The organism is Chitinophaga sp. (assembly GCF_036569185.1).
Taxonomy (GTDB): domain Bacteria; phylum Bacteroidota; class Bacteroidia; order Chitinophagales; family Chitinophagaceae; genus Chitinophaga.
Genome location: NZ_DATCRD010000388.1, coordinates 24,469 through 47,743, shown reverse-complemented (window position 1 = coordinate 47,743; position 23,275 = coordinate 24,469). Strand labels below are relative to the sequence as shown.

General features: G+C 47.9%; 22 protein-coding genes. All 22 read right to left on the bottom strand.

Annotated features, from left to right (window positions below; all coding sequences use genetic code 11):
* Positions 1–2 precede the first annotated feature (2 nt).
* Positions 3–734 carry a metallophosphoesterase family protein gene (locus tag VIM72_RS29380; RefSeq protein ID WP_332006371.1) on the bottom strand — a complete coding sequence of 244 codons (732 nt, stop codon included), beginning with the start codon at positions 732–734 and terminating at the stop codon, positions 3–5.
* An 8-nt stretch (positions 735–742) separates the two neighbouring features.
* Positions 743–1,288: a 2OG-Fe(II) oxygenase gene (locus tag VIM72_RS29375; protein ID WP_332006370.1), complete on the bottom strand. Its 546-nt coding sequence runs from the start codon at positions 1,286–1,288 to the stop codon at positions 743–745.
* A 4-nt stretch (positions 1,289–1,292) separates the two neighbouring features.
* Complete coding sequence (locus VIM72_RS29370; protein WP_332006369.1) at positions 1,293–1,982, bottom strand: NUDIX hydrolase; 690 nt, start codon at positions 1,980–1,982, stop codon at positions 1,293–1,295.
* A gap of 245 nt (positions 1,983–2,227) precedes the next feature.
* A complete protein-coding gene (locus tag VIM72_RS29365; RefSeq protein ID WP_332006368.1) occupies positions 2,228–2,893 on the bottom strand; it encodes an epimerase in 666 nt (221 codons plus the stop codon).
* A 95-nt stretch (positions 2,894–2,988) separates the two neighbouring features.
* On the bottom strand, positions 2,989–4,374 hold the full coding sequence (locus VIM72_RS29360; protein WP_332006367.1) for an undecaprenyl-phosphate glucose phosphotransferase: 1,386 nt from the start codon (positions 4,372–4,374) through the stop codon (positions 2,989–2,991).
* A 32-nt stretch (positions 4,375–4,406) separates the two neighbouring features.
* Positions 4,407–5,642 (bottom strand): WcaI family glycosyltransferase, encoded by a 1,236-nt coding sequence (locus VIM72_RS29355; protein WP_332006366.1) that lies wholly within the window; start codon positions 5,640–5,642, stop codon positions 4,407–4,409.
* Between the two features lie 16 nt (positions 5,643–5,658).
* Positions 5,659–7,092 carry a capsule assembly Wzi family protein gene (locus VIM72_RS29350; protein WP_332006365.1) on the bottom strand — a complete coding sequence of 478 codons (1,434 nt, stop codon included), beginning with the start codon at positions 7,090–7,092 and terminating at the stop codon, positions 5,659–5,661.
* Positions 7,089–7,670, bottom strand: a complete 582-nt coding sequence (locus VIM72_RS29345; RefSeq protein ID WP_332006364.1) for a WcaF family extracellular polysaccharide biosynthesis acetyltransferase — start codon at positions 7,668–7,670, stop codon at positions 7,089–7,091. Before VIM72_RS29345 ends, VIM72_RS29350 begins: the two co-directional genes overlap by 4 nt.
* Before the next feature lie 6 nt (positions 7,671–7,676).
* A complete protein-coding gene (locus VIM72_RS29340; RefSeq protein WP_332006363.1) occupies positions 7,677–8,582 on the bottom strand; it encodes a glycosyltransferase family 2 protein in 906 nt (301 codons plus the stop codon).
* Positions 8,583–9,713 carry an XrtY-associated glycosyltransferase XYAG1 gene (locus VIM72_RS29335; protein WP_332006362.1) on the bottom strand — a complete coding sequence of 377 codons (1,131 nt, stop codon included), beginning with the start codon at positions 9,711–9,713 and terminating at the stop codon, positions 8,583–8,585.
* 9 nt (positions 9,714–9,722) lie between these two features.
* On the bottom strand, positions 9,723–10,799 hold the full coding sequence (locus VIM72_RS29330; protein ID WP_332006361.1) for a glycosyltransferase: 1,077 nt from the start codon (positions 10,797–10,799) through the stop codon (positions 9,723–9,725).
* The gene (locus VIM72_RS29325) at positions 10,796–12,154 is read right to left on the bottom strand and encodes a hypothetical protein (RefSeq protein ID WP_332006360.1); all 1,359 of its coding nucleotides are present in this window, start codon (positions 12,152–12,154) and stop codon (positions 10,796–10,798) included. Before VIM72_RS29325 ends, VIM72_RS29330 begins: the two co-directional genes overlap by 4 nt.
* A gap of 4 nt (positions 12,155–12,158) precedes the next feature.
* Positions 12,159–13,085, bottom strand: a complete 927-nt coding sequence (locus VIM72_RS29320) for a polysaccharide pyruvyl transferase family protein (RefSeq protein ID WP_332006359.1) — start codon at positions 13,083–13,085, stop codon at positions 12,159–12,161.
* An 11-nt stretch (positions 13,086–13,096) separates the two neighbouring features.
* Positions 13,097–14,242 (bottom strand): glycosyltransferase family 4 protein, encoded by a 1,146-nt coding sequence (locus VIM72_RS29315; protein WP_332006358.1) that lies wholly within the window; start codon positions 14,240–14,242, stop codon positions 13,097–13,099.
* A gap of 19 nt (positions 14,243–14,261) precedes the next feature.
* The gene (locus VIM72_RS29310) at positions 14,262–15,527 is read right to left on the bottom strand and encodes a hypothetical protein (RefSeq protein ID WP_332006357.1); all 1,266 of its coding nucleotides are present in this window, start codon (positions 15,525–15,527) and stop codon (positions 14,262–14,264) included.
* Entirely contained in the window at positions 15,520–16,674 is a 1,155-nt protein-coding gene (locus VIM72_RS29305) for a glycosyltransferase family 4 protein (protein WP_332006356.1), read from the bottom strand. The genes VIM72_RS29310 and VIM72_RS29305 overlap by 8 nt, the downstream gene beginning before the upstream one ends.
* A gap of 3 nt (positions 16,675–16,677) precedes the next feature.
* Positions 16,678–18,231 carry a hypothetical protein gene (locus tag VIM72_RS29300; RefSeq protein ID WP_332006355.1) on the bottom strand — a complete coding sequence of 518 codons (1,554 nt, stop codon included), beginning with the start codon at positions 18,229–18,231 and terminating at the stop codon, positions 16,678–16,680.
* Positions 18,232–18,241: 10 nt separating this feature from the next.
* Complete coding sequence (gmd, locus tag VIM72_RS29295) at positions 18,242–19,339, bottom strand: GDP-mannose 4,6-dehydratase (RefSeq protein ID WP_332006354.1); 1,098 nt, start codon at positions 19,337–19,339, stop codon at positions 18,242–18,244.
* Positions 19,340–19,369: 30 nt separating this feature from the next.
* Positions 19,370–20,716 carry a UDP-glucose/GDP-mannose dehydrogenase family protein gene (locus VIM72_RS29290; protein WP_332006353.1) on the bottom strand — a complete coding sequence of 449 codons (1,347 nt, stop codon included), beginning with the start codon at positions 20,714–20,716 and terminating at the stop codon, positions 19,370–19,372.
* A gap of 12 nt (positions 20,717–20,728) precedes the next feature.
* Positions 20,729–21,673 (bottom strand): GDP-L-fucose synthase, encoded by a 945-nt coding sequence (gene fcl / locus VIM72_RS29285; RefSeq protein ID WP_332006352.1) that lies wholly within the window; start codon positions 21,671–21,673, stop codon positions 20,729–20,731.
* A gap of 25 nt (positions 21,674–21,698) precedes the next feature.
* On the bottom strand, positions 21,699–22,721 hold the full coding sequence (locus VIM72_RS29280) for a mannose-1-phosphate guanylyltransferase (protein ID WP_332006351.1): 1,023 nt from the start codon (positions 22,719–22,721) through the stop codon (positions 21,699–21,701).
* A gap of 18 nt (positions 22,722–22,739) precedes the next feature.
* Positions 22,740–23,249: a transcription termination/antitermination NusG family protein gene (locus tag VIM72_RS29275; protein ID WP_332006350.1), complete on the bottom strand. Its 510-nt coding sequence runs from the start codon at positions 23,247–23,249 to the stop codon at positions 22,740–22,742.
* Between the last annotated feature and the right edge of the window lie 26 nt (positions 23,250–23,275).

Sequence of the window (23,275 nt, the reverse complement as noted above, 5' to 3'; positions counted from 1 at the left end):
GATCATGGATTCCGGCCATTCTCCCCAGGATACAGCAAATACACGGCATCGCTCTGCCAGACCTCCTTTGTATCCACATTCATCGCGGAAATTTTACCTTTGAAAGCCGCGCCGGTGTCGATGTTGTGGACGTTGCAGGCGATCATGGGGAGTTCCTGCCCATAGTTAAGGCTGGGCGTATGACCAATATAGATCTCTTTAAACTGCAGCAGTCTTTTCGGGTAGAACTTTGAATCCTTTGGTATGCTGCGATCCATTGCCAGGGCCAGTTCCCACAGGCTCCGGTCCCAGTAAAGCATGGGCTCAAACCTTTCATGGGCCGGGCCATGGGTGGAGGTAAAACCGGCATGTATGTACAGCCTGTTTTGATCATCGGTGTAGTACATACGCATACGGTTCAGGAACTGACGATGGCATTCCAGTGCTTCCGGCGATAGTTTATTGAAGCTCTCTACGGTGGCTTTGCCGCCGTTGCGTTGCCAGGAGGCTTCCGGCATGATGCCGTTCAGCCAGGATTCGCACCAGGCATCGTGGTTTCCCTTAATAAAAATGCAGTTGTATTGCGATTCCAGTTCCATCAGCCAGGAAATCACTTCGGCCGACTCAGACCATCCATCTACATAATCTCCTAAAAAAATCAGTGTATCGGTTGTTTCCGGCGCGATACGCTCTACCAGCTGTTTCAAGGCCTTCAGCGCACCGTGTATATCACCTATTACGTAGGTTGCGGGCATGTTTTGCTTTATTTGTACATAATATCCGTACGAAGCACATATTTCACACCGGCGGTAAGCAGGGAACCTTCATGCCGCAGCGGATGATGAAATACCAGGGCGGCGCCGGTTTCCGGGCGGATAATTTCGCCGGAGGCAAAAATGGTTTCCCCGCCGGTATATGCTTCGTTCAGGTAAATCATAAAAGTATACTGGCTGGCTTCAAAACGGTTCCGCTCAAAACTGCCGTCCTTGTGCATTTTAAAGCGCTGGCCAGGGCTGTATTTATAAAAACGGAACAATTCATTTACCCCGCAGGCGTTTCTGTTATCTTTTCCTTCAGGCGCAAAACTTTTCAACCGTTCCCAGATAAAGGTAGCATAAGCCTGGTCTTTATGCAATACCCGTTCATTATTTCGTACACCTTTTATCATGCGTTGTACGCCTCCGCCCACGTCTACAGTGGCTTCCCCGTAGCCCAGCGCCTCGCTTTTTTCTATGAGGGCGGTGCATTCTTCCGGGCTGAAAAAGTTTTTGATAATAAAGATCTCCGGGGTATAAGTGATTTTTTCCATAACATCAGGTTTCAGTGGGAACATTGATCTGGAAACTGTTTTTCTTCAGGTGCTTGTTGAATTTATACAACTCGGGATGCCTGTTCTTTAATCCCTCGCGTTTCAGACCGGTATTGATCACGTAAGCGGCATCCAGTATTTTCCGGCGGAAATTGCGGCGGTCGATGGTGGTTTGCAGGATGCATTCGTAGAGCTCATGCAGCTCCGTAATGGTAAACAACTCATCCAGCAGCTCAAATCCAACGGGGTCGTACTGGATTTTTGACCGCAGCCTTTGCAGCGCCTGTTTGAAAATATGTTTATGGTCAAAGCCCAGGGCAGGCATTTTCCGTACATTGAACCACTTTACATCGTTGGCCATGCTACCCGCTACCACGCTGAACTTAGCGGGATTGATAAGCGCGTAATATCCTACGGCAATTACCCGCCCGCGCGGGTCCCGGTCCGGCGCGTCAAAAGAATACAACTGTTCCAGGAACACTTCCTTCATACCAAGTTTGGTTTGCAGGATACGTGAACAGGTATCCAGGAAGGTTTCTTCCATTTGCAGGAAACCGCCGGGTAAGGTCCAGCAATCCTTGAAAGGCTCCTCTTTACGGTTCAGCAGCAATACCGACAGGGTATTGTTGTGGTAACCAAACACCACCAGGTCTATCGCCAGGGATGGGTTTTTATACTCGTGGAACGGTTTCATACTCTGTTTGCGTCATTTTAACGTGAAGTAAAGAGTTTTTGGGGAGATAACCTAATAAAGTTTGCCTTAAACTGTAGAAAACAAAAAGGCGGCGCCTGAGCACCGCCTTTTCTATTTGGACCCGGGATAGGAATATTCCAGTCATCTCATAACCTACAACTGTTACACTGTTAAAGTAACAAGATGCAAATATACACCCCGTTGTCTATATAAAGTGAACCGCTATCCCCCAGGTTACCAGTATTTTATGACCGATGGGCCAAAGCCACAATATCTTTTACTTCCAGTACAGGCTTGCGATACCCGTAACGGGTAACGTTGATCATGGCCTGCCCTACCTCTGCCAGTGTGCATACCCATTGCGGAAATACCCGCCTGAAAAACGGATAGGCCCAACCTATATACTTGTAAAACTTGCTGGCATTCTTCAATCCTTCCGTTGCCCGCATAAATCCGGGCCGGAACATATACACTGCCTTAAACGGCTGTTTCTGCAAATCATTTTCCGTTTTGCCCTTCACCCGCGCCCACATGCTCCGCCCTTTCTCTGAGCTGTCTGTTCCCGCGCCGGACACAAAACAGAAAATCATGTGGGAGTTAAGGGCGGCCAATGTCCTGGCCACTTCCATTGTAAGATCGTAGGTAACCCGCTTATAGGCCGCTTCCTTCATCCCTACGGAAGAAACGCCCAGGCAGAAGTAACAGGCATTGTAGCCATGCAATTTCGTGGCGATGGGCAGCATGTCATAAAAGTTCTCATGAATGATCTCCTTGAGTTTGGGATGTTGTACACCACAGGGTTTGCGGTTTATGACCAGCACCTCCTTTACATCAGGATGCAGTAAACATTCATGCAATACCCCTTCTCCTACCATCCCGGTACTTCCTGTAATGATGGCTCTTATCTCCATAGGAATAATTTATATCAAGATAATCCGAAATTTAGACCTTTGCCAGATATCTGCAAAATATCTACCGGGTTATCATTCACATAAACCATACCTGTTCAGAACGCATTTTCATCTCCCTTAATCGTATTCCGGATCGTTAAAAAAATAATCCGCAGATCAAGGTATACCGACCAGTTCTCCATATACCAGATATCATGTTCTATTCTCCTGCGCAGGTGCGATTCCTCGGTAATTTCGCCACGCAGGCCGCATACCTGCGCCCATCCTGTAATACCGGGCTTCAGGAAATGACGGATCATATACTGCTGGATCACCCTTGAAAATTCTTCCGTATGCCGGAGCATATGCGGCCGGGGACCTACTATAGACATATCGCCCATAAATACATTCAGAAACTGCGGCATCTCGTCGAGATTGGTTTTACGAAGAATACGCCCTATCCTGGTAAACCGGCTGTCGTGCCGCGTGGCCTGCTTCGCATTTGCTTCATCATTTACATACATGCTCCGCAGCTTCAGACAGGGAAAATTCATATTATTCCGGCCCGTACGGTACTGTATAAAAAATACCGGTCCTTTGGATTCCAGCTTGATCAGCAGTGCCAGCAAAGGGATCAGCCAGGTAAGAATAAAAACAATCACAAGCCCGCTGAAAATAATATCAAACACACGCTTACGGATGCGGTTGGCAATATCATCCAACGGCTCTGAGCGCAAAGAAATGATAGGAATATTATTAAAGTAATCCACAAAGATCTGCCTGTTCACAAACAGTTTGAAATCCGGTACAAAACGGAAGTGAATTAAATTCAGCTCTGCTTCCCTTGCCAAAGTATACAGGTAAGGAAATTTTTCGGGAGATAACGTGGAATATATTTCACGGATGTTGTTAGACTGTGCATAGGGCACACAGGCTTCCAGGTTGCCTATCACAGGGTAATACGACAGCTCGTGCACATTGCTGGACTCCTCAAAATAACCCTCAAATTTCAGGTTGCTGTTATCTTCTATCAACTGGTCGGCCAATTGTTTAGAAAGATCATTATATCCCAGGATCACCACCTTTTTTTCCACGCCACTCCTTTGCAGGATGTGCCGCGTTACTTTGTAAAACAGCCAGCGCCCCAGCAATACCATGCACAGGAAACTGGTGCAATAGCTAATGATAAACAACCGGGAATATAATTGCTTGGTCAGGAACAACGAGAGCAACAGTAACAACAGGTACAATGCCATGCTCTGCAGGGTTTTACGGGCAATACGATCAAACGATAACTGCTGGCTGAGAAAGTAAATACCGGTAGTATACATAGCCGCCAGCCAGGAAAGATTTGATACCACAAGGAAAATATCCACATCAATATCCTGCATACGGTCGTACCGCTGCAACCAGGAGCTGGTTAAAAAAAACAATACATTCAGCCAGATAAAGTCCAGCACAATCAACTGGATACTGCAAATTTTGAGATACCGGTTCAGCATAAAATAGAATATGGTTGATCAATAAAAAAACGCTACGCCACCTGTTCTTCAAAGCGCGTCATCACTCCTGAAATAGAAAGGTGCCCGGCCGCAAACTCACGGGCATTCCTTGCAATGTCTGCAGTATCTTCCCATACTGCCTTTCCTATACCCGCCCGCAGGGCTTCCTGATCCTCTGCATTTACCAGGATCCCCATTTTATACCGGCTAATCAGGTCATGCAACCCGGTGCCTTCATTAGCTGTGATCAGGGCAATGCCTCCCACTGCGAGTATGGTGGTTAACTTTGATGGCATTACAAGATCGCTGGCATGCGACTTTTGAATAACGAGATGCACATCGGCCATATTCAGAAAGCGGTTAAATTCTGCCAGGGGTTGCAAAGGGAAGAAGATCGTGTTCTTTAACTGCAGTTGTGCGGCAAGCTGTTGCAGCTTCGCTTTGTAAGGCCCCGAGCCACAGATCAGGAATTTCACTTCCTCCCGGTGCTGCCATGCAGCCGCTGCATGTAATAAAGCTTCCAGTCCCTGTTTTTCCCCGATAGCGCCGGAATACAGTACAATTTTATCAGTAGGCGAAAAGCCAAACGACTGCTTTAGTATATCCTTATCCGTTAGTGGATGGAACTGTGTTATATCTACCCAGTTAGGAAAATAAAGCACTTCCCTTCCGGTCTTATCGCTGATTTTCCGGATCATACCATCTGCAATACTGCTCACATGATCCGCCTGCCGCAGGATCAGTTTCTCCAGTTTCAATAATCCATTAATCAGCCGTGGCGACCGGATCATCTGTAAGTCGCGCGCAGCCTCAATCTGCAGGTCCTGCACATGATACACAAAACTTGCGCCCCTCAGTTTTTTATAAAGGACCGCCAGCAAGCCCAGGTGAAAGGGAGGCGCTACGGTGATAACAATATCATACTTCTTTTTCCACACCAGCTGCATTACTTTAATAAATGCAGCTGCAGCGAAAGAAGCATCCTGCAACATCCGCTTCTTCCCCGAAGGCTCCGCCGGTACATACTGCGGGCAGCGGTATACGGTAAATGTTCCCTTTCCCTGCGGATGTACTTCCTTTTTAAACCAATTTTTAGACCGTTCATAAGGCGGCTGCACCTGCCATTGGGGATAATAGGGATAAGTAGTTATTACCGTACAGTCGTACCCGTTATTGGCCAGCCAGCTGATCATCTCCCCGTTATACTTTCCTATACCCGTTGGCTCCGGTGAGAAATTGCCGCCTATCAGTAATATTCGTTTACCCATATACGTTATTTTTACATTATTTGCGCCAGCTCCATAATACACCCATCATAAACCCCACATTATCGGACAATTGCCCCTGATCCACGGCTATTGCCGCCTTCAGGGCCAGCCCTTTGGCAGTTACCTGGTATTGGAGCTCCTGCAATGCATACCATTGCCGTTTCATGGGCCTGAAAAGAAGTGTATTGGTGTAGGTGCCGTAATTCTGCGTGTAAGTAATTAATGTTCTGCCGGTAATTTTTTTTGGGAGATGATAAAGTGCGCCAATATGCACTCCCATGATACGGTTGTTAATGATGTTCCCGCCTTTTGCCCGCAGCGAATCTTTCGGGGCATCCCAGTCGAATGGCTTCATAGACGGAAAATAGTGTTGCCCCCGGTCCCTGTCAATAAACAGCGGCGTGCCGATCACCCGTTCATGATAATCCCAACCGGTAAGATACACCCCGTTATTATAATAACTTTCACGCTGGTGAAGCGGGAAAAAGTCATTCATCTGTTTGGTGTAGATAAACTCTGCCGTGATCTTCTGCAGCCAGCTACCTGCCTGCTTGTTGATATACACCACACCGAGCAGGCGGTCGATGTTACGGATATCGATACCCTGGCCCGATTCGAACGGTGTTTGGTTATACATGCGGAGTGATAACCGCTCATTCTCCCATTCAATACCACCTTCTATAATACCCCGGTGATCGCCGGGCCGGTTAGGCTGTATTTCTGTAGTACCTACGGTACCATCATCCTTTGTTTTCACTAAGAGCACATCCATAAATCCCTGCCAGTCGGCGGTGATCTTTGGTAAATCTTTCCGGTTCCCGCCCCATACGGCATAGTGCTGGATACCTCCGAATAACTTTAGTTTTCTTTTACCTATGCGCAGATAAAAATTCTTTTCGTGCAGCCAGGCGTTTTTTATAAACTGGTCGTTTCCCATCCAGCCGTGGCTGATAAGCCCTTTAAACTGCAGCCACCCGTTTGTGTATGGAATATTGGTATAATCTGTTACGGCAATGCCAACCTTGGGGATAGGCAGTGCATTTCCACTGATGCCCATAGAGCCGCTGCTGAGATCTCTATCTGTTTCCCCTATCACCTCCTCATACCGTCCGGCCCTGATTTCCCAGTGCCGGTAACCGGCTTTCACATACCCTTGTTCTATAAATGTTTGATGGAACTGGTCGTTGTTATAAACATCCAGCCCATACCTTACATAAAAATCATCCTTCCATGTGTGCCGGTTGCTGAAGCCTATATGTGTGGATACATCGCCTTTCCGGTCGGTGATGGTACCGAAATGATTTGCCATAAGCCAGAGCGGTTGGTAATCCTTTGATGCAATGGTACCTGTAATACCGGCATGCACCTCCAGTGAATCCGCTATACGGCTTTGCGCACATACAGTAACATCGCCAATCATTAACACGATATATAGCCACCACTTTTTCATATAGTCGCTGTGTTTAGTAAAGTGACCGTATGACCTTTCATTTCCCGTTTCCGTATCGCCATTGCAGGGTTACCGGAATAAATCTGCCAGGGCTGCAAGTCCTTTGAAGCCACACTGTTCACTGTAAGCACTGCATGACTTCCACAGGTTACCCCGGCGCAAACCACCGCCATAGCGCCTATCCAGGCGCCGTTATCAATATGGATCGCCCCAAGACGGTAAGGAAAATCGGCCTGCTTATAATCATGATTGCCTGTCAGCAGCAATGCACCCTGGGAGAGGCAAACATGATCGCCCAGTGTTACGGGAGCCAGGTTATCGATCCATACTGACTCGCCTATCCAGCAATGATCGCCTACACTGAGCAGCCACGGATACTTGATCCGTACCTTTGTTTTTATAACGAAGCCCTTGCCTATACGGGCGCCAAACAGTCTTAGCAGCCTGCTTTTGAAGCCATAGGGCCAGGGAAAAGCGCTGTTAAAAATATAGTAGTTAAAAAAGTACCATAACAGCACCTTCCACTTTGGCCCGGCGTAATAGTTGCCGGTATTAAATGCAGCAAGATTAGTGGTCATGTGATATCAGATATGAATGTTATAGTCTTGTTTCAACAACGCCATAATATCTTCCCTGCTTTCATTTCCATCCAGTTTCTGCTGAAATTCCTGTACGTTAACATCTACCAGCAAACGATACCAGTAGCCCTGCATAAAATGAAAAAGGAAACCTTTATACCCGTCCAGGAAACCGACCCTCACTACGTAGCGGAACAGGAAGTACAGGGAGGCACGCATACCCGGCGACATGGCCGCGTATACTTTTTCTTTCAGGAAGCGTTTCCGCTTTGCCTGTGTACCGTTGGCACGCAGCAGTCGTTCATCCGTTTGCCAGAAACCATAGCGGATATTCAGCAGGTCTACCATTTCACGGATGGCATAGTTATTATGTTTGTTCACCCACCAGTGAATGGAGTTCAGGTTATCATCTACAATATGCTCCTTAAACAGCATCGTAGCGCCGTCGGACAATACAATATGCTCATCCATCCAGCGCTGTTCGATGCTGCCTACCCCATTGCGCCATATCCGCAACAGGGTATGCGGGTAGAAACCACCGAAGCGGATCCATTTACCTTTAAATAACACCTTGCGGCGTATATATATGCCTGTTATACCTGCCGGCACCTTATCTATACGTTGTTGAATTTCTTTTATCAGCCCCGGTTCCAGGTATTCATCCGCATCCATGCGCATTACCCATGGCGCCTCAATACCACAGTGCTCCAACGCCCATTGAAACTGGTTGGCATAATTGATCCATTTCCGCTGAAAAACCTTTGCACCATACCTCTCTGCTATCGCCACGGTATCATCTGTAGAAAAGGCATCTATTACATACAGCTCATCTGTTATTTGCCGCAGGTTCTCCAGGCAGCGCGCCAGGTGCAACGATTCGTTAAAAGTGAGTATCACTACCGCTATCTTCATCTAACTACATTTTTCATACAATGCTACGTAAGACGATGCCAGTGTGGCATCATTAAAATCACTCCTGATCTGCACAGGTGCAGCCCGGGTAATGCGTTGCCGTTGCTCCTTCTCCCGGTAAGCCGTAGTGAGCTTCGCGGCAATCATCTCTACACTGTCAATCTGCGTGATCCAACCCAGGTTGTGCTGCTGCACATAGGCTGCCAACCCTACCTGGTCGCTGATCAGTACCGGCGTACCTGCATACAGGGACTCAATCACCACAATAGCAAAATTTTCATTCCTCGAGGTAAGCGCAAAAAGGTCGGTGGCAGCGAGGAAATGAAATTTATCCTCACTGCCTTTCCAACCTACCCATTCGACGCTGTTATCCATATTGAGCGAAGCAATTAATTCCTTCAGTTCAGCCACATAAGCTGCATCGCCACTACCGGCAATCTGCAGGCGATAAGGAAATGATACATTGGCCAGTGCACGGATCAGCAGATCCAGTCCTTTTTTGGGATCTACTCTTGAAAGAAAGCTGATAGTAAAAACGTCGTTCTCGTGCCTGGCAAAATTCCCCTCCGGCAAATCCACGAGGTTGAATACCTGCCCGCCTTCCCAGCTATTGTTCACCTGACGGCACTCCTTCCATTCCAGTTCCGACGATACATGCAGGTAAGTGCTTTTTAATAAACGTTTACCCATCACCGTATGCAGCAACTTCTTCTTGCGGTTGTTGCGGGCAGTAAGTACATAGTCGCAGAACATGCCGTGTGGCGACAACACAGGTTTCAGGTTTTTCCACTTACATATAAACGAAGCTCCCATTACAAGAAAATTCCACCAGGAATGTATATGTACCTTATCAAACCTGCGGGCGTTGAGCCACACAGCTTTCCACAATGCAGGCGACACATGGGTATGATCACCGGTGATCCTTTTGAAGTAGGTAACTTTCACACCATCCATCATTACCGTGCTGTTAGCTGTGATATCCAGTTCCTTCGCTCCGTTGGCCGTAGTGGTATACACTTCCACCTGGTGCCCCATCAACACCAGCTGCTCCGCCAGCCGCGCTATCACTACAATAGGCCCTCCGTATACATAGGCCGGCTTGTAGGAAGGAACAATAAAAAGTATCTTCATAAACAAGCTTTATTTATTCATTGCATCCAAAGAGTGAAAAGCATTATCTACCATAGCCTTCATGGTAAGATGCGTTGCTACAAATTGCTTTGCATGCTGCCCAAGCCGGTTGATCTCCTCATCAGACAGCAGGTCCAGCGCATACAAACACTCTTCCATATTGTCGAAGATCAGGCCGTTGTAACCATCCCGGATATAGCTGTACTCCACGCATTGCAACACAGCTTCGCTACGTTTGAAGGTACATACCGGCTTACCGTAGGCCATGGCCTCTACTACCGACAAGCCCACCCATCCCGGCTGGAAGTACAGATCGGCTATACCAAACAATTCCTGTTTAATAGTAGCATCATATACAGCGCCGAAATCATGTACATGCGGATAACTACTAAAGTCGGGCTTATATTTGCCTGCACCGATAATGATGAATCCATACTGCTCCGGATCGGTTTCCTGAATCAGCTTCTCCAGCAGATCAATACGGCGGCCTGTTTCATTAAACCGCGCACAATAGATCAGTATGCGTTTGGAACGGATGTTATACTTTTCACGAAGCGCCGCTTTATCCGGTGCTTCCTGCTGCATGATCTTCTCTACTTCCGAAATAGTATTATTCAGGGCCACTGCTTTTAAGCCGGGCATTTCCTGTTGCCAGAGGGCCATTTCCTTTGGTGTATAGAACCAGGTGGCATCTGCCAGCCGGATCATCCATTTCAGCAGGCGGCTGGGCCGCTGCTCCTCCTGTACATATCGTTTCACAGAAATACCATGACCCCAGAGGATAACTTTTCGCTTCAGCAGGGGCTTTAGCAGCAGGATCATCCAGGTGGAAAGATGCGCAAAGTTGAGCATCAGCACCAGTATCTTATAATCCTTCTTAAAAAAACGTAACGGGTTGTATAACACGAACGGGCCTACGTTAAAAGAAGGCAATTGCTTCACTGCGGTATTGCCGGCCGACAGGTTTTGTTGTTTAATAGCATCCGCCTGGTCGTAACAATACAAATCAAAAGGCGCCTGCTCATTAAGCAGGTTAAAAAAATGTTCCCGGTAATGTGGTACCAATGGTTGCAAAATGGCAATCATACCAATACATTTTTATGTGCATGAACAATACTGCTCACATCATAACCGTAAATCATGCGGCGGCCTTCATGGATGGAGTCGAATGCTACTACGTTGCCATCCCGTTTCCAGCGGGGATGCAGGTCACAGTGCAAACCGCTGCGCGTAAAGGCCATCTGCTCCAATGAAAAAGCTTTTAACACGCCCTCTTCCACACCGGCCAGTAAAGGGTGCGACAGTTGCAGGTTTGGTTTATCGTCAATCATACGGTAAGTGCCCAAATCAATTTTCTGTTGTGTACTGAACTGGAAAAGGAACAATGTGCGTATACCCTGCTGGTTGGGATAAGTATCACAGATCATCCAGTCACGGTTTGCGGGGCAAAACATCGGGTGCCCGTCTTCTGTAATTATATCTTTTGCCAGCATGGCCGGCGCCGCATTCTCCGCATCTTCCAGTAATAACCAGTTAAAAGGCGCTACTGCTTTTGCTCCTTTCTCCCTGGTATATAATAATTTCTTCAATACCTTCTTTCCACCGGCAATCAACCCTGAGGGCATCATTTTGTATAAAAGCGATCCGCGCAGCTTTTCAATGTTGCTACCGGTTCTTCCCCAGATGGCAATATGCGAATCATCTTTCCAGTCGAAATGACTAAGAAAGCCGGTAGCCAGGCACTTCAGCCCACTCCCGTCTATCCCGATGGTCATGAGCCGGGTAGTTTCCCCACCGTCTTTCAACTTATAGCGATGCAGAAATGCCAGCCGTTGCTGGGAAGGATTCAATAACAGGTGCGTGATATAGTGATGCTGACCCAGTGCAGGATTCATTTTATAATTGGCCACTGCGGCGATCGACAGCAGCAGGGTTTGCTCCCCTGTGTATACATTATGTTTCACAATACCGGAGGTATCAGGGGCGTGCAGATGCGCATACTTATCAGGAAGGCCCGTATATCCATATCCTCCCACCCGGTACAACCGGGCATAGTCGATACCAAAAGCAATGCCTTCATCCGTGATCACATGGGCCGGCTGATGCAATACGCTTACACATTTACCTGCATTGACGTCATAGATCCTTGCCCCCCATACATCTTCCACCCTGTCATTCACAATAAAGGTATCCGTATCGCCGATCCATTGCTGCCGGGCGCCCTGCGGGTAATTGTAGGCATAGGTATCGCCCATTTTGCGGAACTGTTGCGCCGCGTCAAAATAGCCAATTCCACAGGGTATGCGCGGATCCGGGGGAACGGTGATATCCGGCGTTTGCAATGCGAGCAATTTATCACCTGCGGCATTCCAGGCTACCAGGTCATGAAACCCAAAAAAGAAATGCCCTGCTCCTGCTGATAAAATAAATTCCTGCTGCATATAGTTAATGTGTTGTAATGAAAGATGATTTACCCAGACACTTTTCCTTTCTCAGTAAAAAAGTCTGATCATGAATTTTATTATCAATCCGCCTGATAACATCATCTTCAGATAAATAAAAGCCGGTGATGCCCTGCAGCATTTTCAGCAGGTCTGTTTTCACCACATCCCTGGCCATAAACTCAGCGCTGATGCGGTTGCCGGAAAGACTTTTAATTTTCTGATGAAGGAAAGATTTACGGTACAGTTTCACCTGCGTGGCATTGATGTTATATAGCTGGATACCTGCCTGCCAGTCCATCCATTTAAACTCCGCCACACCACTGCCTTCCGTGTATGGAGTAGATAATATGAAACGGTGCCAGGGCACACGCAGCGCATCGGCCAGGATAGCGCCGTGCATAGCTTCCGCAATCACATATTCTGATGCGGCAATTTCCTGCAGCGTATGCTCTACCCCTTTTTCAGATCTTGGTGAGATATAGTTAAAACCCAGTTTATTACAGAGCGCTTCCCAGTCGAAAAAAGGTACTGATTTGAAATAAGGGATCACGCTCACTTTATGTTTCTTCGGCACCTTTGTAAATTTGTCGAACTCCGGCAACTGCCGGATGGCGTAAGCAGCATCCGCGATGTACGGGAACTGGTTGTTAAAAGCGTAGGCCGACAACGGTCCACGGAGAAAACGGATATCCCAGCTGCTGTTAAGGCTAAACGTCTGATAAGAAGGCCGTACTCCTGTACCAAACACGATCTTGTTTTTATCCGGTATATCCCTGAATAACGGGGATCCGTCGAACAGGATAGAACCAATGCCCAGGAACACTTCCGGGTCGTTACTGCTGCCTTCACCAAAGAGTTTGGGCCATAGCCACCCGTTCAGGTCATCACCGAAATTCCCTTTTGGATCCTTGTAATAAACATAATTCACGTTGTTGTCATTTACAGGTTAGCAATACGTAATAGTTTTACGGCATCATTACTGTTAATCCATGTAGTAAAATCTATGGCCCGCCGTTCCCAGCTATGCGCTTCACTGTTCACTGTTCCCGGTTCCAGCTTTCCATTAGCCAGTTTGCTGATCAATACCGCCAGCGACGCCGGTGCGTTGTTGTTGAAATAATATCCCTGCTCACCAAATATCTCCAGCGGCTCCCCGATAGCGCAGGTAAACACCGGTTTTTCAAAGGGCAGGTACATATAAATTTTACTGGGGCAACGGGCCCAATCCTGCACCGTATCATTCAACGGGGAAATAAAAGCATGAGCAGCAGTGAACCAGGAGCTGAGCTCTTCTTCCGGAGCATAGCCCAGGAACTCCACCTGCTCCTCCAGCTGTTTCTCTTTCACATAAGCTTTTGCTTCCGCCATATGGCGGCCCTGGCCCAGCAACAGCAACACCACATCATTCCTTTCTTTACTCACCATTTCCATGGCCTGCAGCATGGTGAACAGCCCATAGTTACGCGTAAGCGTTCCCATATAGATCAGCATCGTTTTACCATGATAGGTATCCTGCAGTTCCTTTAAGCGGATTCTGGGAGAAGCAATCACTTCATTATTGAACGCATAAGGGGAGTATAACACCGGTAGCTGTTTGCGGAACAGTTGCGCTGCTCTTTTCGTATAGGTGTTACAGAGATACCTGCTGGCACACAGTAATCCATCTGCATACAGCACCGACCAATACTCCAGTGCCAGCATGGCTAGTTTACGTATGCCCTTATTATCAGGGATCCCTGAAGGAAGCTCTGAATGCTCTATAAGTATTTTAGGTTTTACACTGAGTTTATTTTTGGAGATACGATTGCGGAAACTGAAGGAACAAAACAACACATAATCTGGTGCAATTTGATTTACCAGCTCAGTTTTAATGCGTACTTCCTCTGATGCAGCGCCAGGCTGATAATAGTACACTTTCACCGCCTCACTGCACTCCATGGCGATACGCTTGCGGTTCTCTTCACTGTCCTGTGCAATAATGGATACTTCCCAACCCAGCGCTATGAGCGGTTCGGCCATGCCTATGGCCCGTTTCATAGTGGCAATGAATTTAATATCCCCTAGTGTAATGAAGCATATTTTCATAGCTGATGTTTTTTACCATTTATATTTTCCCTCCGGGAGATAGCATACCGGTTGTTTCCATGTTTTGGATCATCATTTCTTCTGTATTCACTTCTTCCTTAAAATCATAGTACGCGCGTAATAATATGGCGCCAATTGCAGGTATATTAAATCTTAATTGCTGGATCGGCGAAAAGAGGAAGGTCCATATAACACCGATCGTCATAAGCACCAGTACCGGGTACAAGGCTGTATCAGCCGCATTACGGATCAGGTAAAAACCCATTCTCAGCAGGAATATAAATACCATCAACACTGCTATAAATCCACCCAATCCGCAGTTGACCCAGGCGCCCAGCAGGATAGAGTGACTGGGAATCAGGTGATCCGTTGAAGTAGCTAACTGTTCATTCATCTCTTCATTCTGGTATAACAACAGGATGCGGTAATACTTCAGGTTATCATCCTTTGCCCAGGAGCCGTGACCAAATAGCGGCTCATCACTGATAGCCGCCAGGGCCGCAAACGTTTCTCCTCTTCCCGTCATTAGCAATGCCAACGGGTTATAGGGATTATCAAGCCGGTCTATTTGTTCAGAAGCATGGTCCCCGCCAATTTCATGATTCATGACGGCATTTACATAACATACATAGGCAAACTGGAAGAGAATAGCGCCCGCAATACCAAATACCAGGAGCCGGTCGCGCGTTAGATACATACCGCTGTTAAAGCAATAGATAATGATAGCGCCAATAAAAAAGATCATTCCTGTGGAGCGGGAGTCCCTTGCAAAGCACAGCAGGCTATAACCCAACATCAACGCCAGAACGGCTTTCCACTGGCCTCTCCGGTATAACAGGAAGGAACAGATATACACTGCATAGGAAAGGATAGGTACCATCTTAAATTTGAAATACGACATATCCGTATCCGCATTCTCATCTGTCCAGATAATATTTTTAATAAGGGTCAGGCAAAGGAAAAAGAAGATCGCCTTATCATCTTCCAAAGTTTTAAACAGGAAAATAAAAGAGAGTACAGACATCACAATAGCCGCCCATCCACGCATAAAATTCTCGGAAGAACTATGCACTACGAACAGATCAGTAACCGCCTGGCATACAAAGAGCGCCACCAGTGCAACAATGATCCTGCGGAACATAGGATACGCTTTAAAATCCCGCAGGTCAAATACAAAGGGAGCCGATAGCAGCACCATGATCTCGTTGAGCTTCAACTGGCCTACCATTGCTACATTTACGCCACTCAGCAATGTATACAGGGCTATTTTGATCCGGTTAAACATGGGCTGGCATTTTACCGCGCACGGCGTAGTGAACAATTTGCTGCAGCCGCTCCCTGTTTACATCCATACTATACTCCTGTAAAAAATCTTCCCGCAGCCGGGCGCCTTTATCTGTTTCGGGATCAAAACCCAGTAATGACTGTTTAAATGCCTGTGGTTCATCAGACACAATAAAATGACTGCTCTTCACACCTTCCACGCCTTTGCGGGTACTGATAATGGGAGTGCTGAGCGCCATCGCTTCCAGGCATTTCAGGCGTGTACCACTGCCATGCACCAACGGGATGATCACTGCGCTGGCCACTGATATATACCATTTTACATCATCCACTTTCCCAAAAGCTACAATGTTGCGGTACTCCTCTTTGCCGGTAAGTTGCTTCAACGCTTCTTTTGATCCCCTGCCAACCAGCCACAGGTCATACTTTCCCGCCAGTTCATCATCCCATACGTTTTCGATGAACCATTTCAGACCGGCAAAATTCATATATACGCCGAAGTTAGCCGTCATTACCAGCACGCGCTGCTGCTTTTTGCCCGAAAAGCGGTAGTCCCTTTCATCAAGGAAGTTAGGAATGGTAAACACTTTTTGTTTTGGCAGGAAGCGTGTATGATATGCATTATCGTCATCACTAACTACCAGCACCGCCGCCGCCTTATTAAAGTACATACGCTCATGCAGTTTCTCCATACTGAACAGCTGCCACTTACGCAGCTTGTCTACCAGGTTCTTAGAGGGCAGCTGCCAGGTGATCATGGGCTGTGCATTATGGGTGCCTAAAATAACAGGTATCTGCTTTTGCCGGAAATAAGAAATATAATGCCCAACATAGCCATAGTCCAGTATTGCAGCCGCCACTGGGTATTCCCGGCACACTTCCTCAAAGATGCTCATCACAGTTGCAGAACGCTGGAAATATTGTTTACCTGTGATACGGGTAAGCAGGTCGAAAGGTTTTGTTTCATAAGTATAAAAAGTAACATTAGGGAGATGGTATTTCTGTAAGTCTACCTTCTCCACGTTCCGTACCACGGCAATCACTTCATAACCGAGCTGCGACAAAGCTTTGATCAGGTAATAGCTCCTGATCCTTTCTCCCCCGTTTTGCGGGAAGGGAGATATGTCTGTGAAGAAAAGAATATTCATATCTTAATTCGCTTTTAATACCACCAGTCTCGCCTGTAATTTTGTAAAAATCCTGTTAAGCAATTGTTCCACTTTCATGGTTTCATCAGTTGTAAGCCCGATGAGCCGGATGAGGAATACAATACTGATCACACTTACTATCCCGGTTACGCCCAACCGTACAAACCCTTCACCCATGAACAGCTGCGGGATACAGGCCAGTCCGGCTGCCAGCAGTACCGGCACAATTGCTTTAATGATCACCTGCCGTGTAAATACTGCAGGCGACAAACCTGTAATATTCTTTGCTGCTATCATGCGGTAAATACCACTCACCACTTCAATCGCTATAGCGCTGATGAGCACTGATGATGCCGGGTACCCGGCCTTTAGCAGCACCCAGGCAATGGGCAGATTAAATAATACCATGGTGCTTACTATCACCTGGTATTTTCTTATTTTGCCTACCGACTGCACCGCTACCTGTATGCCGGATGAAAGCTGGTTAATTAATGTAGCGATGATCACCAGGCGGCACATCATTACCGTAAAGGCGGGCACCTGTTTTAACCAGCATTGCAGTACAAAAGGCATTTCTATCATCATGGGGATGGCAAAAAAACTCAGCAGGTAAAAAGAAAACTTACTGGCAATCATGGCCAGGCGCAACATCCGGGGGCGATCACCGCTGCCTTCACTTTTAATGATCTGCGGATTTAATGCCCGTAGCATGGTCACAGAAAAGTAGCTCAACTGTGCATTTACCTGGTTGGCAATACCATAGGCGGCATTTACAATAGTGCCAAAGAAAATATTGAGCAAAAGGGCAAGTCCCTGGTTACGCGCTACAAAGCTGCCGGCACCGAACATATTCCATCCCGCGTAGGCAAACATTTCTTTCAGCAGGCTGCGATCAAAATACTTCCTTAGCCGGATGCGGCTTTCTTCATACTTCACCGCACAATACACCTGCTTGAATACGAGCAGCAATATGGTAAGCAATGCCATCAGGCCGCCATATACAATCAGCCGGTCGTAGGAAGTATATTGCAGGCTGAGCGCAATCAGCAACTTACCCACGGATTCCACTATACCTAGTATCGCCACCATTACCATATTCTCCTGGGCTATCAGCGTAGCATCATATGGCACAGAAATAATAGTAAAGAAAGCGCTGACCACCATGAACTGGAAGATGAGCCTGGCTGCCCCGGTACGGGATGCCGGGTAGTTGAGCACATGATCAAAAAGATAACTCCCCATTACTTCAAACAACAGTACCAGGGCAAGTCCCAGTACAAAGTGCAGCAATACGCTGGAATTAAACACCACTCTCAGTTTATGCGCATCCCTGGTGCCCAGGTGAAACGACATATACCGCTGGGTGCTGATAGTCATGGCCATGTTCAGGAAAGACAACATGGCAATAACCCCACTGATCAGGTTAAACAATCCATAGTCCGCCGCACCCAGGAGATTAAGCACCAGCCTGGTGGCGTACAGTGAAATAAAAACGGTGATCAGCATCCGTCCGTAAAGTGCGCCTGTATTCAGTATCACCCTGTTTGCTACCTGCATGTTGCCTGTATTATCCGATTAAATGTTCCAGTTGTGTAACTTCTTTTTTTGCAAACAATGCCACATCGCCGGCCATCATTTCCTTTACCAGCGCTGCCAGGTCATAAGCAGGTTCCCATCCCAGCACTGTTTTGGATTTCGTAGGATCGCCTATCAGCAGTTCTACTTCCGTAGGGCGGAAATAACGCGGGTCAATAGCCACTACCTCTTTGCCTAACGGTAACGCATATACTTCATTCGTGCACGCGGTTACGGTGCCGATTTCTTCTACGCCACTGCCGGAGAAGGTGATCTCAATGCCCAGTTCTGCAAAGGCCATGCGTACAAATTCCCTTACAGTGGTGGTGATGCCGGTAGCAATCACATAATCATCCGGTGTTTCCTGCTGCAGGATACGCCACATTGCCTCCACGTAATCTTTGGCGTGGCCCCAATCGCGCTGTGCATCCAGGTTACCGAGATACAGTTTATCCTGTAAGCCCAGTGCAATGGCAGCTGCGCCCCTGGTGATCTTCCGGGTTACGAAAGTTTCCCCTCGCAACGGGCTCTCATGGTTAAAGAGGATGCCGTTGCAGGCATACATCCCATATGCCTCGCGGTAGTTCACCGTGATCCAGTAAGCGTATAATTTTGCTACGGCATAGGGACTGCGGGGATAAAAAGGAGTGGTTTCGCGTTGCGGCACTTCCTGCACAAGCCCATACAACTCGGAAGTGCTGGCCTGGTAAATGCGTGTTTTCTTTTCCATTTTCAGGATACGCAGCGCTTCCAGCAACCGCAACGTGCCGATGCCATCTGCATTGGCAGTGTATTCCGGTGTATCGAAGCTCACGCGTACATGGCTCATGGCTGCCAGGTTGTAGATCTCGTCGGGTTGGGTTTCCTGTATAATGCGTATGAGATTGGTGCTGTCGGTCATATCGCCGTAATGCAAACGGAAGCGTACATTTTCGCTGTGCATATCCTGGTAGAGATGATCAATTCTTTCTGTATTGATCAGTGAAGCGCGACGTTTCACGCCATGTACCATATATCCTTTTTCCAGCAGCAGTTCTGCCAGATAAGCGCCATCCTGGCCGGTAATACCTGTTATCAGGGCTACTTTCATACGATTATTTTTTTTGTGATAAAGAAATAGTTATTGCATGAGCGCATTCACCGCGGCAGCAGCATTATTGCCGATACCATAATAAGTGAACCCGTGTTTTACCAGTTGTACATCGTCATAAATATTCCTGCCATCGAACAGCAGCGGCGTTTGCAGCAAGCTGCGCAGCCGGGGCCAGTCGGGCATCCGGAAAGCATTCCATTCCGTTACCAACAGCACGGCATCAGCACCTTCAGCGGCGGTATACATATCCTTTGCAAAGGTGACGCTGTTGCCAAGCATGGGCAATGCTTCTTCCATGGCAACGGGATCGTATACACGCACCTGCGCACCGGCGTCCAGCAGGCTATTGATCAGCACCAGGGAAGGCGCTTCCCGCATATCGTCGGTATTGGGTTTAAACGATAATCCCCATATGGCAAATGTGCGGCCCCTGATATCGCCATCGAAGTGGCGCAGCACCTTATCGGATAATATCTTCTTCTGATCTTCATTCACTGCTTCCACTGCTTCCAGTATACGAAGCTGGTAGCCATATTCGCGGCCGGTCTGGATCAGGGCTTTTACATCTTTAGGAAAACAGGAGCCGCCGTAACCGATACCGGAATACAGGAAATGTTTTCCAATGCGGGGATCACTGCCAATACCTTTGCGCACCTGGTTAACATCTGCACCTACCAGCGTGCATACGTTGGCGATATCATTCATATAGGAGATCCTCGTGGCCAGCATCGCGTTGGCGGCGTATTTGGTCATCTCCGCGGATGCGATATCCATAAACAACAGCGGGTGCCCGTTTAATACAAATGGGCGGTATAACTGCTCCAATACTTCACGGGCGTGGGTAGTGTTCACGCCGGCTACTATACGGTCCGGTTTAAGGAAATCATTAACAGCTGCGCCTTCCTTCAGGAACTCGGGATTGGAGGCCACGTCGTATTCAATAAACAGGCCACGGGCAGAAAGACTTTCCTTTACCGCGCGGTTCACACGGGCAGCGGTGCCCACCGGCACCGTACTTTTGGTAACCAGCAGCAGGTAATGCTCCATGTGCTGGCCCACTTCACGCGCCACCTGCAGCACATATTTCAGATCTGCGCTGCCATCCTCTCCCGGTGGTGTGCCTACGGCAATGAATACCACTTCTGCTCCCGGTAATGCACTGGCAAGGGAAGTAGTGAAAGCAAGACGGCCGGCGGCCTGGTTGCGCATCACCATTTCAGGCAACCCTGGTTCATAGATAGGCAATACTCCCTGCTGGAGCCTTGCTATCTTCCCTGCATCCACATCCACGCAGGTAACATTGGTGCCTACTTCGGCCAGGCATGCACCGGTAACCAATCCTACATATCCTGTTCCTACAATGACTACTTTCATACCACTGGTTTTTTAAGATTGTAATTTGAACTGATCCTGCTGCAGGAAATCGCGGTAAGCCATCACCAGCCCTTCTTTCAGGCTGATGCTATGTTTCCATCCCAGGCGGTGCAGCTTCGATACATCCATGAGCTTACGGGGCGTACCATCAGGTTTCGTATCGTCAAAAATGATCTCTCCTTCGTAGCATACTACTTCCCGGATATATTCTGCCAGTTGTTTGATGGTGATATCCTCTCCTTTCCCGATGTTCACCGGTTCTTTGTCGTTGTAATGCTGCATAAGATATACACAGGCGTCTGCCAGGTCATCTGCAAAAAGAAATTCCCGTTTAGGCGTTCCCGTGCCCCACACCGTTACGGAGGGTTTCTGGTTCACTTTGGCTTCATGAAAGCGACGGATCAACGCCGGTAACACATGCGCATTCTCCGGGTGGTAGTTGTCGCCAATACCAAACAGGTTGGTGGGCATTACACTGATAAAGTTGCAGCCATACTGATCACGGTATGCCTCGCATAACTTGATGCCGGCAATTTTAGCGATGGCATAAGGCTCATTGGTTTGCTCCAATAACCCGGTTAACAGGAAACTTTCCTTGATAGGTTGTGGCGCCATACGCGGGTAAATGCAGGAGCTACCCAGGAACTGCAGTTTGGTAACGTTATGCTTCCATGCAGCATGGATCACATTGGCGGCAATCATCAGGTTATCGTACAGGAATTCGGCGCGATAGGTATTGTTCGCATGGATACCGCCTACCTTGGCGGCGGCCAGGAATACATACGCCGGTTTTTCTTTTGCAAAAAATTCGTCTACCGCAGCGGCATTCCTTAAATCCAGGCTGCCGGATGAGCGGGTAATAATGTGCTGGTAACCCAATGTTTCCAGTCTTCTTTTAATAGCACTTCCTACCATTCCGCGGTGGCCGGCTACATATATAAGATCGTTTGCCTCCATACGTATTGATTGATTGTGTTTATGTTTAAAGCAATTCCGGGCGGTTTTCCCTTACCCATTGATGCAGTTGTTTAATATCCTGACCGCTTCCTTTCTGCATGATAAGCAGCGCGCTTTCCGTGTTCACTACTACCATATTCTCCACTCCTACCAGCGCCACCAGCTTATCTTTCCCGATCACCATACTTTTATGCGGATCGCTCTGAATAAACACAGCCTGGTGGTTCCTGTACTGGTAATGATGTGAAAGTGCGTCTGCCAGCGCTTCATAGCTGCCCACATCGCTCCAGTCCATTTTGCTGGGCACTACCTTTACGATATCGCTTTTCTCCAGCACGGCATAGTCGATGCTATCTGCCGGTATGGCTTCCATACTTTCCCTCGACAACACACCTGTTTGTTTCCATTCTTCTGCTGCAATGGCTGCGGCTTCATAAATAGCCGGTGCATGCTTCTGCAGCTCCTGCAGCATGATGCCTGCTTTACAGCAGAAGATACCACTGTTCCACAGGAAGCCGCCGGCGGCCAGCATGGCTTCCGCTACCGGTCGCTCTGGTTTTTCCACGAAGCGGAGTACATCATGGCCCGAATAACTGATATAACCGAACCCTGTGTCCGGGCGGGTAGGTACCAGTCCAATGGTTACAATATGATTACCTGCCGCCAGCAGGCTGGCTGTTTCAATAGCCATGGCATACCTGTCTGGCGTACCAATAAGATGATCTGCCGGCGTGATGAGCAGTATGGTTTCCGGCGCCGTGGTAAAGGCTGCCAGGGCAATGGCTGCAGCAGTGTTACGGCCTACAGGTTCTGCCAGGCACACCGGGGCGGAAGCGCCGGCTTGTTCCAGTTGCTCCTGCACAATGGCCGACTGCTGTTCATTAACAATCGCCATTACTTTATTACAGGCAAAACGATTTCGCCGGAAAGCCAGCTGTAAAAGGCTGTAGCCATCAAACAGGGTTAGTAACTGTTTGGGCGTTTGCTGGTTGGACAATGGCCATAACCGTGTGCCGGAGCCACCGCAAAGGAGAATATGCTGCATCATAGAATGATTGGTTTATGGTCAGAAATGATGTCCGTTAACTGTTTTATGCCCTGTGATCACCGTCATTTCCCTGGATGGCACCGTGCCTACCAGCATACATCCCAGCGTGCTCAGCTCCACTTTTACGCGGTTACGGCTGATCTGCAGGATCTTTGCTGAGACGGGCGTGCGTTTCTCTTCCTCCTGTGCCTGTATGGGAAACTTTTCAACAGATACATCTTCATAATCACGAATAAAATGACGGATCAACGCTATTTCGTGATCTGGTATCACTGCCGGTTGTCCCAGCCAGTACACAAAATTGATCACGTTGTCTGTTTCCTTTACCACCCAGCTCCTGCTTTCAGGAATATGCACAAATACGTAGGATGGAAAAAGAGGTTCCTGGATGATCTTACGGGCACGCACCAACGGTGTAGAGGGAACGTAGTGCTCTACCTTTTTACGGATAAAAAGGTCTGCCACTTTCTTTTCGCATTTGGGCCGGGTATATACCGCATACCAGACCGGAGGCTGTTCGTTAAACATAGTAACCGGTTTTTAGGTGATCGGAT